Consider the following 14248-nt stretch of genomic DNA (forward strand, 5'->3'; position numbering starts at 1 on the left):
CCCGTTGATGATTCCCACGAACCACCGAACCGTCAATTCGTCAGCAACAGCGCGCAACCCCGCGCGATGTTCGCCGCAGCCGAAGGCGGATCGAAACGCTGAATCACATCGGTACAACGCTTGGCGACGCCTGCCGTATCCGCGAAGGCTTCGAGCGACTTGAGCATCGTCCGATGCAGGCTCGCGACGTCGCCTGCGGGGAACGAATAGCCCGACACGCCCTCGACCACCAGCTCCGGCACGCAGCCGCAACTCTCGCTCACGACCACCGGGCAACCGTGACTCAACGCTTCATTGGTCACGAGACCCCACGGTTCGCGCTTGCTCGGCAGCACCATGCAGGTGGCGCCGAAATATTCGCGCGAGAGCGGCTCGTCCTGAAGGCTGCCCAGGAAATGCACGGCGTCTTGCAGACCGGCTTCGGCCACCTGCTTCTTCAGATCATCCCCGAGAGGACCGGTGCCGACTATGCGCAATTCCGCATTCGGCACGTTCTTTCTCAACTGCTTGAACGCATCGACGAGCGTATCGATACCTTTTTCCGCCGACAAGCGCCCAACGAACAGAAACACCGGCTTATTGCCCTGCCGATGCGCCAGGCGATCGTCCACCACCGTCTCCGGCGAGAACGAGCGCGGCAGCGCGGCGGCCTGGCATGGAATGAAGATCTTCTCCTGCTTCGCGCCGAGCGACATCAGATACTCGCGGCTGCGCGTGCCGAATGCGAAGTAGCCGTCGCACAGGGCAAAGAACACGCGCTTCGGAATCGACGTCAACATGCGGCGCGGATTGTCGCGGCCGGTCGAATCGCAGAACACGGCGCGACGCTTTCCGGTCACGATGCACGCTGCCATCATCGCCCAATATTCGGGGCGGTGGTAACCGGGAAGAACCACGAGATCCGACTTCGCCTTGAGCACTTCCCACACGAGACGCACCGTCATGCGCCACGTCGGCACGTCCTCGTAGCAGCCGCTGTAGAGCTTGGTCATCGGATAGCGGTGATACGAGTAATCGACATCGGAGAAGCCGATGCGGTCGTGCTCCGTATCGGCGATCTGCACCATCGAATAGCGGATGGAACCGGACCCCGCGATGTTGTGCAGCGCCGACAGCACCGCCCCCTTGTGCCGCGACCAGACGACGTTATGAAATATGGTCACTGAAGCCATTTTTATTCTCCCTTGACTGGATGCCACGCGTTTCAGGCAGCGACAGGCGCCGGCTGCATGGATGCGTAGCGATCGAGGAAGTCGCGATAGGTCGCGCGAATGCCGTCTTCAAGGCCGGTCGACGCCTTCCAGCCCATGCCTTCGAGCTTCGACACATCGAGCAGCTTGCGCGGCGTGCCGTCCGGCTTGCTCGCATCGAACACGAGCTCGCCTTCGAAGCCGACCACACGGCATACCGTGTGCGCCAGTTCGCTGATGGTCAGGTCGTGGCCCACGCCGACGTTGAACACGCCTTCGTTGACGTCGCTTTCCATCAGGAAGGTCGCTGCATCGGCGAGGTCGTCCACATGCAGGAACTCGCGACGCGGCGAGCCCGTGCCCCACACGGGCAGCGTCGCGTCGCCGCGCAGCTTCGCTTCGTGCGCCTTGCGGATGAGCGCGGGCAGCACGTGGCTGCTCTTCAGGTCGTAGTTGTCGTTCGGGCCGTACAGGTTCGTCGGCATGAGCGAAACGAAGTGCGTGCCGTATTGACGGTTGTACGCCTCGCACATCTTGAGACCCGCGATCTTCGCGATGGCATACGCTTCGTTGGTCGGCTCGAGCGCGGATTGCAGGAGATACTCCTCCTTGATCGGCTGCGGGCACGCCTTCGGATAGATGCAGGAAGACCCGAAGAACACGAGCTTCGAAACGTTCCAGCGGCAAGCCGCGTGAATCACGTTCGTTTCGATGGCGAGGTTCTCGTAGATGAACGAGGCGGGCATCGTCGAATTGGCGAGAATGCCGCCGACGCGCGCCGCCGCCAGGAACACGACGTCGATCTGCTCTTCTTCGAAGAAGAGGTTCACGCCGCCCTGATCCGTCAGATCGAGATGCGCCTTGGTGCGCGTCACGATGTTGTCGTAGCCGGCTGCGCTCAGACGGCGCACGAGCGCCGAGCCGACCATGCCGCGGTGTCCCGCGACGAAGATACGTGCGTGCTTGTTCATGGCTTACTCGTGATGTTCGAGAGCCTTGAAACCGGCGAGCGTCACGAGCGCGTCGCGACGGGCGATCTGATAGTCCGCGCGGACCATCTCCTTCACGAGGGACTCGAAGGAAGTCGACGGCTTCCAGCCGAGCTTGTCGTGCGCCTTCGTGGGGTCGCCGAGCAGCGTTTCCACTTCGGTCGGACGGAAGTAGCGCGGATCGACCTTGACGATCACCTGGCCCGGCTTGAACTTGGTGTCGCGGTTATCGACACGATCGACGATACCCACTTCGTTCACGCCCTCGCCTTCGAAGCGAACGTGCACGCCGAGTTCGGCAGCCGCGTGCTGCACGAATTCGCGCACGCTGTACTGCACGCCCGTGGCGATCACGAAGTCTTCGGCCTGTTCCTGTTGCAGCATCATCCACTGCATCTCGACGTAGTCGCGCGCATGGCCCCAGTCGCGCATGGCGGACAGATTGCCGAGGTACAGATCTTCTTGAAGGCCCACCGCCATGCGTGCAATGGCGCGCGTGATCTTGCGCGTCACGAACGTCTCGCCGCGCACCGGCGATTCATGGTTGAACAGAATGCCGTTGCAGGCGTACATGCCATACGCTTCGCGGTAGTTCACCGTGATCCAGTAAGCGTAGAGCTTCGCCACGGCATACGGGCTGCGCGGATAGAACGGCGTGGTTTCGCGCTGGGGGATTTCCTGCACGAGACCATAGAGCTCGGACGTCGAGGCCTGATAGAAACGCGTCTTCTTTTCGAGGCCGAGAATGCGGATTGCTTCGAGAATGCGCAGCGCGCCGAGACCGTCGGCATTGGCCGTGTATTCCGGCTCTTCGAACGACACGCCCACATGCGACTGCGCTGCCAGGTTGTAGATTTCGTCGGGCATCACGCGCTGGATGATGCGCACGAGGCTCGTCGAATCGGTCAGGTCGCCGTGATGCAGGAACAAACGCTGGTCCGGATCGTGCGGATCGCGATACAGATGATCGATGCGGTCCGTGTTGAAGAGCGAGCTACGGCGCTTGATGCCGTGAACTTCGTAACCCTTCTCGAGCAGCAGTTCGGCAAGATACGACCCGTCTTGCCCCGTAATACCCGTGATCAAAGCAACTTTGCGGTCCATGTTTAACCTCTTATTCTGCGGTCTGAAGTTGGCGCGCGGCGACGCGCCATCATTGTTATTTCTGTTATTGCTCGCCTTATTCGGCGATGCTCTCGTAGCCGTAGTAGCCGGCGTAGGTGCTGCCCATCAAAATCTTCGATTGCGGAACGTCGGTAAGCAACACGCCCTTCATGCTCACGCCCCCGTGATGCAGGCGCTTCATCGTCTCGCCAATTTCCTGCACCTGATTCTTGCCGTGGCGCACGACGAGCAGGCTCGTTCCCGCGTGCTTGCCGATGACCGTTGCGTCGGTGACAGCCAGCACAGGCGGCGTATCGACGACCACGAGGTCATACATCTGCTTCAGTTGCTCCAGCACTTCGCCGAGGCGGTCGCTGGCGAGCAATTCGGACGGATGCGACGGCAGCGAGCCCTTCGTGATCAGGTCCACGCCCGGCAGCACATCGTGCAGGATCGCGCTCGACACGTCTGCGCCCATCAGCACATCCGAGAGACCCGGCGAATGACGCACGCCGAAGTGCGAGTGGATGTCGCCGCGACGCATGTCGCCATCGATCAGGAGCACGCGCTTTCTCGTGGATGCAACGAGCGTCGCGAGATTCACCGACAGGAACGACTTGCCCGCTTCCGGACGCGAGCCCGTCAGCATCACCACGTTGTTGCGCGCATCGGCCATTTGCAGTTGCAGCGACGTACGCAGGCCGCGAATGCCTTCCACCGCTGCATCTTCCGGCGCCTGAGCGGCCAGCACATGCAGACCTTCGCGACGCATGCCGACCTTGCGTTGCAGGCGCAGTTGCTGCGTGCTGCGCGGCACGATGGCGAACACACGCACGCCCAGTTGCTTTTCGATCTCTTCCGGACGCTCCACGCCGCCGTACAGCGACTTGCGGATGAACGCGACGATCACGCCGAGCACGAGGCCCACGCCAGCCGAGATCAGGATCACGAGCAGGCGCTTCGGGCGCACGGGATCGTCGGCGGCTTGCGCATAGTCCACCACGCGCACGTTGCCGATCTGCCCTGCCTTTGCGATGCGAAGCTGTTGCGCGCTGTTGAGCAGGTTCGTGTACAGCTCGGTGTTCACGCGGACATCGCGCAGATAACGCAGTGCCGTCTGCTCCGTATCGGGCAGCGTCGACACGCTCTTGCCAAGACGCGTCTGCGCGCCCGACAGCGATGCGATCTGCGCATCCAGTGCCTGCACCGACGGATGATTCGGCGTGAAGCGTTGCGACAGTTCGGCGCGCTGCTGTTGCAGGTCCGTGAGCTTGGTCTTGTTATCGACGATCTGTTGCAGCAACAGACGGCTTTCCTCGCTCAGGTCCACCGTGCCCTGGTGATTGCGGAACGTGTTGTAGCGTTGCTCGGCATCGTCGAGCTGCTTCTTCAGGACAGGCAGCTGCTGATCGAGAAAGGCCAGCGTGTGTTCCGCTTCGGCCGAACGCTTGTCGGCATCCTGCTGCACGTAGCGGTTCGCGATGTTGTTGACGATCTGCGCCGCTTCCTTCGGATTGCGCCCTTCGAGGCTCACGCTGATGATGCCCGATTGCAGCGCCGTTTCAGCCACGGTCAGACGCTGCTGCAGGTTGTCGATGGTCGTGAGCGTCGAGAAGCGTTGCAGGTCGAAGTGCACGCCAGGCGCGCCCACGAGCTTCTCCACCTTCAGCTTGACCGGGCCGTGCGCGGTCATGCCGGTGGCTTCCTCGCCGACCTTGCCCGTGAGCACCACGACACCTTCCGGATCGTTCAGCGCATACGTGCCGTCTTCGCCTGCAACCAGCGTGAACTTCTGGTCGTAGAGTTCCTTCGGCGTGTCGAAGAGCGGCACGCTGATCTGTTCGTTGCCCCATGCGAAGCGCGACAGATAGCCCGCGGGCGGTGTCACGTTCAGCATCGAGAACACGCTGCCGACCGCGCCGCCGATCACCGGAAGGGAATGCGGCGCGGCGCTGATGTCGAGGTGCAGGCGGCGCACCGTGTCGTCGACGACGAGGCGCGAACGCAGCAGTTCGATCTGCGCGGCGGTGGTGGACTTCGCATCGAACATCTGCGACACGGCTTGCACCGCGTTGACGTTCGCGTTGGCGTTGTTGTTCGCGTTGGTCTCTTCGACCTGAATGAGGGCGTCCGCTTTGTAGGTCGGCGGCGCGATGAACGCGTAGGCCGTCCCCAGCGCGACCACCGCGAGCATGACGACCGTCACGAGTTTCCAGTTGCCGAATACGGCAGCCAGATAGTCGGATAATCGCAACTCGTCGCCGGTCGAGACGTCCGAGTAGCGTGCATCAAAGTTCATGGCCATGGTCTCGCTCGCTTATTTCTTTGAATGTCGCACAAGGTCTCCGGCGCGCCCCTGCGCGCCGGTCATACTGCAAGAATCTAATGCTTGCTATTGCTATTGCTTTTACTTGGTGATGACCGCTGCCGTCAGACCGGCGTTGATCGCCGGCAACAGCAGGTTCAGGACACGGCTGAAGCGGACGAGCCCGTTGTTGTCCACATAGACCACGTCCTTCGGCTGCAGCTCGAAGCTGTTCGCAAGCAGCATGGACACCGGGGAACGCGCATCGAGCTTGTACACCTCGGGGTTGTCCGTCTGGCCATTGCGGATCACGTACAGCTCCTTCGGATCCGACGTCTCGGCGTTGAAGCTGCCGGCTTGCGAGATCGCATCCGAGAGCGTCAGCTTGCCGTTGCGCATCGGGATCACCGTTGCCGGCTTCGTCACTTCGCCCATCACGTACACGCCGTTGTCTTCACGCGAATCGATGCGCAATGCATCGCCGCCCTTCAACAGGATGTCCGCCGGGTTGCGGCCCTTCGCGGTCATCCCGGCGATGTTGATGTGATACGTCACACCATCACGGATAAGCGTGACACGACTTTGATCCGCCGTTGGTGCGAAACCGCCCGCACGGCCGATAGCTTCCGTCAGCGTCATCGGAATGTCGTTGATTTGCTGCGAGCCGGGCGTGCGCACTTCGCCGTCGATATAGACCTGTTGCGCACGGAACGATGCGACGCGCACCGTCAGCTGCGGCTTCACGAATACTTTGGACAACTCGTTATACAGCTCCCGCTGCACTTGCGATTCGGTCTTGCCCGCGACATGGATCGCGCGGTTGACGTACGGGAATTGCAGGTTGCCGTCGGCATCGACCACGAAGCCGGGCGCGGCATCCGCGGGGCGCGTCTGCTGCGGCGGCTGGCCGACCGCGGCCACGAGTTCCGGGTGATCCCACACGGTGATCTGCAGCACGTCGCCCGGCCCGAGCGTGTATGCACGCGCCTTGCCGTAGAGGCTCGCGTTCGGATCGACCGAGCTGGTCGGCTGCGCGGCCTTCAGCTTGCGCACGAGCGTAAGATCGATCGGCGTGATCGGAATGTTTTGCGCCGTGACCGGATCGCCCTGGTCGTTGGACGTTTCGGTGAGCGCGGCGGGCTTGTCCATGTGCATGCCCGGTGCGAGCGCGCAGCCCGCGAAGATGACGCAGAGTGAAGCGGCCGCTGCCAGGCTCGAGAGCCGGAAGACGCCCGACACGTTCGTATTGGCGGCCATGGATGTGGTGCCCGGTTGTTGTTGGTTGTGCATGATGGTCGTCCCCTGCATCAATATGCGTTGGTGTGGCGTAGTCCCTTGAAGATCGTAGCGGCGATGATTCTCATATCGAGTCCGAACGACCAGTTACCGAGGTAGTACAAATCGTGAGCGACGCGTCCTTCCATTTTTTCAATCAGATCAGTTTCCCCGCGAAAGCCGTTGACCTGGGCCCAGCCGGTGATGCCCGGCTTGATCCGGTAACGATGGATATACCCCGACACGACCTTCTGATACAGGTCGTCATGCTCCAGTGCGTGCGGACGCGGGCCCACAACGGACATGTCGCCGAGCAGAACGTTGAAGAACTGCGGTAGCTCGTCGAGGCTGGTACGGCGCAGAAATGCTCCCACACGGGTCACGCGCGGATCGTTGCGCGTGGCCTGGCGAAGCACGCCGGCCTGTTCCGTATGCACACGCATGGAACGGAACTTGTAGATCTTGAAGACGCGGCCATCCGCGCCCTTGCGGCGTTGCTTGAAGAACACCGGTCCGCGCGACGTGAGCTTGATCGCAATGGCGATGGCGATCAGCAACGGCGACACGGCGATGATCGCAAGGAGTGCGAACAGACGGTCGAAGATCTCCTTCTGCAGCAGCGCGCTTTGCGACAGCGGCGAAGCCACGAGATTGATCGCCGTTTCGCCGAGCAGATCGGTCACGCCCGCTTCGAAGAGCGCGAGACTGCGCACATCCGGAAGGAATCGCACGTTGACGAGATCGTCGCGGAACTCGTTCACGAAGCGCAGGATGGTGCGCTCCTCCGACAGCGGCAACGCGAGCCACACCTCATGCACGTTCTGCGTGCGCACGAAGTTCACGAACGCGTCGTAGTCTTCGTACACCGGAACGCGCGCGTTGAGCCGGCCCGCTTCCGGCGCGACGTTCAGCGCGGCGGTCACACGAAAGCCGGAGTTCTTCGCGCGGTCCAGCTTCTTCGCGATGGAGTTGCCATGCCTGCCGCAACCCACGATCGCCACCTGATGCAGGTTCATGCCCGCGTTGCGCATGCGCGCCAGCACGACGTGCATGGCGAGCCGCCCCGCGATCATGAGCCCGCCCGATACCGCCGTCCAGTAGGCGAACCAGAGGCGCGACACGTAGTCGAGGCGGTGCAGCGAGAACATCAGCGCAAGCGCGCAGCCCTGCACGACCAGCCAGCCGAGCGACACCTGGCAGGCGAGCATCACCTTGCTGCGGCCGCGCCATGATTCATAGACGCCGAAGCCCGGAAACAGCGCAAGCGAAAACGCCGCCGCGAACGCGACGAACGCTGCCGAATGCGCATGTGCCTCTATGTACTCGAACCTGATCTGCGACGCCACCGCCGCGCCGCCGACGATCATGGCGACGTCGAACAGGCGCGCGAGCAACCCTTGTAAATCGCGCATGTCTCTTCCCCGAACGATTCAACTTGCTGAAGAACTACCTGTGTCTCCTCCTCGCATGCCGGTCTTGGTGTGTTGCCCGCCGTTGCAAGAAAGCTGTCTCACTGCCCCCGAAGCGCTACTCAGTTGCGGCCGTACTTGTCGTCGAAACGCACGATGTCGTCCTCGCCGAGATAGCTGCCCGACTGCACTTCGATCATTTCGAGCGGCACCTTGCCCGGGTTCTCCAGACGATGGCGCACGCCGAGCGGAATGAACGTGGATTCGTTCTCGCTCAGGAGGAACTCTTCTTCGCCGCGCGTGACGAGCGCCGTGCCGGACACGACGATCCAGTGTTCCGCGCGGTGGTGATGCATCTGCAGCGACAGGCGCGCGCCCGGCGCCACGACGATGCGCTTCACCTGGAAGCGGTCGCCATGCTCAATGGAATCGTAGAAGCCCCACGGGCGGCGCACCTTGCGATGCGTGTCCGCTTCGGGCGCATGCTGTTCGCGGATGCGAGCGACGAGGCCCTTGATGTCCTGCACGCGCGAACGGTCCGCGACGAGCACCGCGTCATCCGTTTCGACGACGATGATGTTGGTCGTGCCCACGCAAGCGACGAGGCGTCCGCCTTCCGAGCGCGCATAGCTGGAGGTCGCGCCTTCGAACACCACGCGGCCGCTCGCCACGTTGCCCGAGTCGTCCTTGTCCATCGCGTCCCACACGGCGTCCCACGAGCCAAGGTCGGACCAGCCCGCGACGAGCGGCACGACCACGCCTTCGAACGGCGCGTTCGCCGTGCCGATGTGCTCCATCACTGCATAGTCGATGGAATCGGACGGCGCGCGGCCGAACTCGCCCGCGTTCGGACGGAAGAACTTGCCGTCTTCCTTGCCTTCGCTCAGGGCCGCGCAGCAGGCCGCGTGCATGTCGGCGTTGAGCGCTTGCAGCGCCGCAAGCCACACGCTCGCGCGCACCACGAAAATGCCGCTGTTCCACCAGTACGTGCCCGCTGCGACGTATTGCGCGGCGACTTCGGCGGCCGGCTTCTCGACGAAGCGCTGGATCCGATGCGCGCCGTCTTCGAGCGCATCGCCGAGACGGATATAGCCGAAGCCGGTATCGGGGCGCGTCGGCGGAATGCCGAGCGTCGCGATCATGCCGCGCTCCGCGTACCCCGCCGCGATCTCGATCGCGCGATGCAGCGCCGGGATGTCCGCGATGGAGTGATCGGCGGGCATCGCCACCATGATCGCGTCGCGGCCGTCCTTGCATGCGGCGAGCGCGGCGAGCGTGAGCGCCGGCGCCGTATCGCGGCGCGCGGGCTCGACGATGATCTGCGCCGTCACGCCGCTTTCGCGCGTCTGCTCTTCCGTCGTGAAGCGATGCTCTTCGCCGCATACGATGATCGGCTCGGCGCTGACATCGAAGCCGCCCTTGAAGCCTTTCATGCGCGAAACGGTCGCTTGCAGAAGCGAGTCGCGGCCGACAATGCCGATCAACTGCTTCGGAAACTGCTCACGGGACATCGGCCACAGGCGCGTGCCCGAGCCGCCGGCGAGAATGACCGGCACGATCCGGCGGCACGGCTCGGCCGTCATGGCCGAGCCTGCCTCCTCACCGCTCCTACCTACCATCACCTCACCTTCCGTGCGTGCCTCATTACTCATCGTAGGACTCCTGCCTGCATGTTCGTGTGCGCGGCGCTGTGTATCACTGGCCGCCCGAGAATGATTGGCCCGCGGACCAAGATGGTCCGGCCAAATGTTCGACGCTTTGCGCCACCCCTGTCCGCTATCACACACAAGGCGGCGCGCATTCTTGTACCTTCGACCTTCTGTCTCCTGCCATGCCGTGCCGCGCTTTAGCCGTTGGCTTCGCGACGGCTCTGCATCCGGTATTCGGTCGGCGAGATCAGAAGACGCTTGCGGAAAATCTTGGCGAGCCTATCGCCGTTGCCCATGCCGCTGCGCCGCGCGATCTTGTCCACCGGCAGTTCAGAGTCGGTGAGCAGCGCGCAGGTGACGGCGAGGCGTGCCTGAAGCAAATAGTCCGATGGCGTGATGCCCATCTCGATCTTGAAGCGGCGCAGGAAGTTGCGCTCGCTCATGGCGGCGACCTGCGCGGCATCGACCACGGAGATGGGCCGCTCGCAGTTGTCCTGGAGCCAGCGCGCCGCCGCGCGAATCTTGTCGCCCGCGGAGGCCGCGCCGCTGTCGCCGAGAATCGACACGAGCTTCGCAGCCGAGCCCGGCATCAGGCGTTCGGCGACACTGCGCGATACGTCGAGGCCGAGATCGCGCTTCACGAGCATGAGCGCGCCCTTCATCGACTCATAGCGGTCGCCGCCGTCGGCGGACGCGTCGTCGCGCAGCTGGATCATCGCGTTGCCGTAGCGCGCCTGAGCATCGCCGCCGATGCCCGCTGCTTCCAGCACCTTGCGGCCTTCGGAGATCGCCTTGACGACCGTGGTCTTCGAATTCATGCGGCGCACCCATTCGACGATGCGCTCGTCCTTCGCCGCTTCTTCGGCGCCGCGGCCGCCCGCGACGAAGAGCGCGTCGAAGCCGCCGTAATGGCGCGCGTCGAGTCCGTCGGTCGAGACGCGTACCGACGAGGCGCAGGCCACGTTGCCGCCTTCGACCGACAGGAATCGCACGTCATAGGTGCATTCGGCGCGCGTCTTCAACGACGAGAGTTCGTTTGCCATGTGAAAAACTTCAGCGACGATTCCCGCGCCCAAAAGCGAGAATCCGTCGAACAGCAGTATCGCGATGCGTTTGACCTCGACCTGCGACGGTCGCGTCGAGGGAGGCGTCCAACCCATCACAGCGGGTTCGAGTGTGGCGTAAGGCATGGTCATCCTCTGCAGCTTTGTTTCCAGGGTGCGGAAGAGTTACTCGGCCATTGCGTTGCATCAAGGCGTTTCCCGAACTTCGCCGGGTTGCCGTGACCGATGGGAACGAGACGTTGGCGGAATCGGTCCGCTGGTGTGAATAATAAGCAGACAAAGATTATTTGTGGACTGATTTTCGCGCCTGAACCACAAAACCTGTCCGGTTATGAGGGTGAGCGCACATTGATAACCCGCTTCGAATCAGGATGACCGCGCTTATCAAAGCGGATCGGAAAAGAATTGCCGATTCCTCATACAAACGGTTACACGATTCTTTGATGCGGTGTAAATAGTCTTCTGTGCGATGGGACACCGACCCGGCCGCAAACCCGCTCCGGCCGGCCCTGAGCGGGTTTGCGGCTAATTGCGCGATGTCTCGCGGCCGGCAAAACTGATTCATTCGTGAAACATCGGTCGACAACGCAACGAGCCGATGTACAGCGCTAATCGGCAAATCCTGGTTCATGCGCAGGGAAGCGGTTGGATGTCGATTCCAATTTCCGTGCAAGGCATTTAATGGGATTTCAAAGAATCGATTAACTCCACTTCGTTTGGATAATTCCAACGGAAACTAAAAGCGATCGCTCGTTAAAATGCCGGCGGATTAATTATTAAGCGACATAATCCGCTGGCTTAAAATCGGGGCCGATGTTGCGCTGCGGACCGCGCGCGCAGGCCCGCGACCAGCGCGCACGCGGGCCTTCGCCCTTCGGACATTTCCGCCAATTGCTAGTTGTTTGCGGCGGCGCAGGGAAAGCGCATTAGATACCGATGCTCATGGTTAGCATCTAATCGTCGGGTGAAAGCGGTGAGTTCGTACGAGGGATGGCGCAAGCTCGAAAGGAATTCGAAGGCCGACCATCGCGCAAGAATTCATCGGTCAGGTTTTCCGACATTTTCGCCAAGCGCATTAATGACGTCGCGGATGTCCTGTTTCAATTCTGAACTGTCGCGCGGCGGCGAAGCGAACCTGTGTTTCTTCGCGTGACGCATTCATCGGACGAAGGGCATCCGCGCGTGCGTGCGCGCACGGTCGCGCAGGGTCGCGCGCGCCATCGTTGGCCCACATCGCGCCTTGCCGCGCTCATCACCCGAACGTTCGTACCATGAACCCATATCCGCGTATGCGTCGCCTGACCATAGCCAGCGCCGCCCTCTTGACGATCACCGGCTGCGACAAGGCGGCTTCCGACGAAGCACCGTCGCGCGAACTGCCCGCCGTCGCGGTGCAACGCACGGCGTCCGATACGCCTACGTTCCGCTGCGAAGGGCCTGGATCGCCGGTCAGCGCGGCTGCCGCCACGAGCGCGAATGCCGCCATCATCGAAGCCGATACGCCCGGCAGCGACGGCACGCGCATGTTCCCGCTCGATGCGCCGCTGCGCATTGCGATCACGACGCGCGCCTCATCCGCCGACACGGTGAACTGGCAGATCCGCGATGCTTGGAACACGGTGAAGGCAAGCGGCCGCTTCGCCGTCGATGCGAGAGCCGCGACCGTCACGCTCATGTGCAGGTCTCGCGCGTCGGGCTACTTCGCGGTGAGCGCGTCGCTCGAATCGGGCAAGCAGGCGTTGCCGATGCGCGGCACGCGGCCCGCCGGCATCGCCACGTTCGGCGTGCTGCCGGACGTGTCGACGGCGCTGCCTGCCGTGACGTTCGCGCATCCGGACGAGCATCGCTTCGGCGGCCAGGGCGCGGCGTATCTGAAGCCGGGCGAAGGATGCTGCTCGGGCGACGGCTATCGCCCGCTGTATCCGGACCTCGGCCTCACGTGGGTCAACGACAACCGCAACTGGTACATGACGGAGGAAAAAGGGCCGAACACGTTCGATGCATCCAAGGACAATCTCGCGCCCTTCTTCAAACCCGGCGATCTGTTGCGCCTCATTCAGCTCGACGGCATTCCCGCATGGGCGAGCCCGACGAAGACGACCACGCACAGCTACGCGCCCGCATCGCTCGATGCGTACCGCGACTACATGAAGCGCGTCGGCGAAGAATCGAACGCGGTGCAGAAACGCTGGTTCCCGCGACAGTCGCACAACTACTATCAGGTGACGTGGGAGCCGGACTATGAAGGCGGCTTGCCGTGGCGCGATTCCGACGCCAATCTCGTCGCGATGTACAAGGCCACGCACGAAGCCATTCACGCGGGCGATCCGAACGCCGTCGTGATGGGCCTGACGCTTTCGAATCTCGCGTCGAATGCGGCGTGGCTCAAGCGTCTCGCGCCGCTCGGCATCGGCAAGTATCTGGATGGCGTGAGTGCGCATGGCTATTACGACGTGGGCACGTCGCCGTCCCATCCGCCGGAACGCTTCGATGCGAACCCGGCGACCGCCGCCAAAGCGATGCCCGCCGCCATGCGCGAACTGCGCCGCACGATGAGCGAAGTCGTGAAGCCGGGCGCGAAGCTCTTCGTCACGGAGACGGGCGTGAGCTACGACATCGGCAGCAAGTACGGGCCCAACACGCCGAACTGGAACGTGCTGTACGCGCAGGGCGCAGTGCTCGCGCGCACGCATCTGATGCTGCTCGGCGAAGGCGCGGACGTGAGCTTCGTCTTCTATGCCGCCGATCCGCCCGAGGTGGGCTACGGCGTGTTCTTCGATCTCGTCAACGCGCAAGGCGGATTCGGTCAGAAGCTCATCAGCCCAAAGCCGGCCGCGATGGCCGTGGCCGCGATGACGCGCATCATCGACGGCACGACGACGCTCGGCTATCTCAACGGCACGCCCAAGGGCGTGTATGCGTATGCGTTCCAGCGGCTCAATGGCGGCAAGGTGGTCACGGCGCTCTGGACGCACAGCAACGCGTCGTGGCCCGGCGCGAACGGTTTCGACGCGACGCATGCGGTCGACTACAGCCTCGCCGTGGATGCGCCGGGTAAGTCCGGAACGGTGACCGTGTTCGACATGATGGGCAACGCATCGACGATGCCGTATAGCGACGGCCGCGTGGCGCTCAAGCTGACCGAAGCGCCGGTCTACGTCGTCTCCACCAACGCCGATGTCATGCGCGCGAACGTCACGAAACCAGTGGGTTATGTCGGCCAATAAGTCCATGGCACGACTAAGCGATCTTTAGTCGTTTAA

Annotated in this window: 9 protein-coding genes; 1 reads left to right on the top strand and 8 read right to left on the bottom strand. The window is 62.8% G+C overall.

Annotated elements, in window-relative coordinates; genetic code table 11:
- Positions 1–32 precede the first annotated feature (32 nt).
- The 8 genes from NCR35_RS11960 to NCR35_RS11995 form a co-directional block, all read right to left on the bottom strand.
- On the bottom strand, positions 33–1172 hold the full coding sequence (locus NCR35_RS11960) for a glycosyltransferase family 4 protein (RefSeq protein ID WP_244847059.1): 1140 nt from the start codon (positions 1170–1172) through the stop codon (positions 33–35).
- Positions 1173–1204: 32 nt separating this feature from the next.
- Positions 1205–2161: a GDP-L-fucose synthase family protein gene (locus tag NCR35_RS11965; protein WP_206466804.1), complete on the bottom strand. Its 957-nt coding sequence runs from the start codon at positions 2159–2161 to the stop codon at positions 1205–1207.
- Between the two features lie 3 nt (positions 2162–2164).
- On the bottom strand, positions 2165–3283 hold the full coding sequence (gene gmd, locus NCR35_RS11970; RefSeq protein ID WP_244847060.1) for a GDP-mannose 4,6-dehydratase: 1119 nt from the start codon (positions 3281–3283) through the stop codon (positions 2165–2167).
- 76 nt (positions 3284–3359) lie between these two features.
- The gene (locus NCR35_RS11975) at positions 3360–5588 is read right to left on the bottom strand and encodes a polysaccharide biosynthesis tyrosine autokinase (RefSeq protein WP_250534506.1); all 2229 of its coding nucleotides are present in this window, start codon (positions 5586–5588) and stop codon (positions 3360–3362) included.
- Positions 5589–5690: 102 nt separating this feature from the next.
- Positions 5691–6845 carry a polysaccharide biosynthesis/export family protein gene (locus NCR35_RS11980; protein ID WP_244849144.1) on the bottom strand — a complete coding sequence of 385 codons (1155 nt, stop codon included), beginning with the start codon at positions 6843–6845 and terminating at the stop codon, positions 5691–5693.
- Between the two features lie 50 nt (positions 6846–6895).
- Entirely contained in the window at positions 6896–8275 is a 1380-nt protein-coding gene (locus tag NCR35_RS11985) for an undecaprenyl-phosphate glucose phosphotransferase (RefSeq protein WP_250534507.1), read from the bottom strand.
- A 119-nt stretch (positions 8276–8394) separates the two neighbouring features.
- Positions 8395–9855 (bottom strand): mannose-1-phosphate guanylyltransferase/mannose-6-phosphate isomerase, encoded by a 1461-nt coding sequence (locus NCR35_RS11990; protein WP_250534508.1) that lies wholly within the window; start codon positions 9853–9855, stop codon positions 8395–8397.
- 263 nt (positions 9856–10118) lie between these two features.
- Complete coding sequence (locus tag NCR35_RS11995) at positions 10119–11111, bottom strand: GlxA family transcriptional regulator (protein WP_250534509.1); 993 nt, start codon at positions 11109–11111, stop codon at positions 10119–10121.
- A 1145-nt stretch (positions 11112–12256) separates the two neighbouring features.
- On the opposite strand from NCR35_RS11995, the gene NCR35_RS12000 reads away from it, so the two are divergent.
- Entirely contained in the window at positions 12257–14212 is a 1956-nt protein-coding gene (locus NCR35_RS12000; RefSeq protein WP_250534510.1) for a hypothetical protein, read from the top strand.
- Positions 14213–14248: the final 36 nt, after the last annotated feature.

The organism is Caballeronia sp. AZ10_KS36, assembly GCF_023631105.1.
Taxonomy (GTDB): Bacteria; Pseudomonadota; Gammaproteobacteria; order Burkholderiales; family Burkholderiaceae; genus Caballeronia.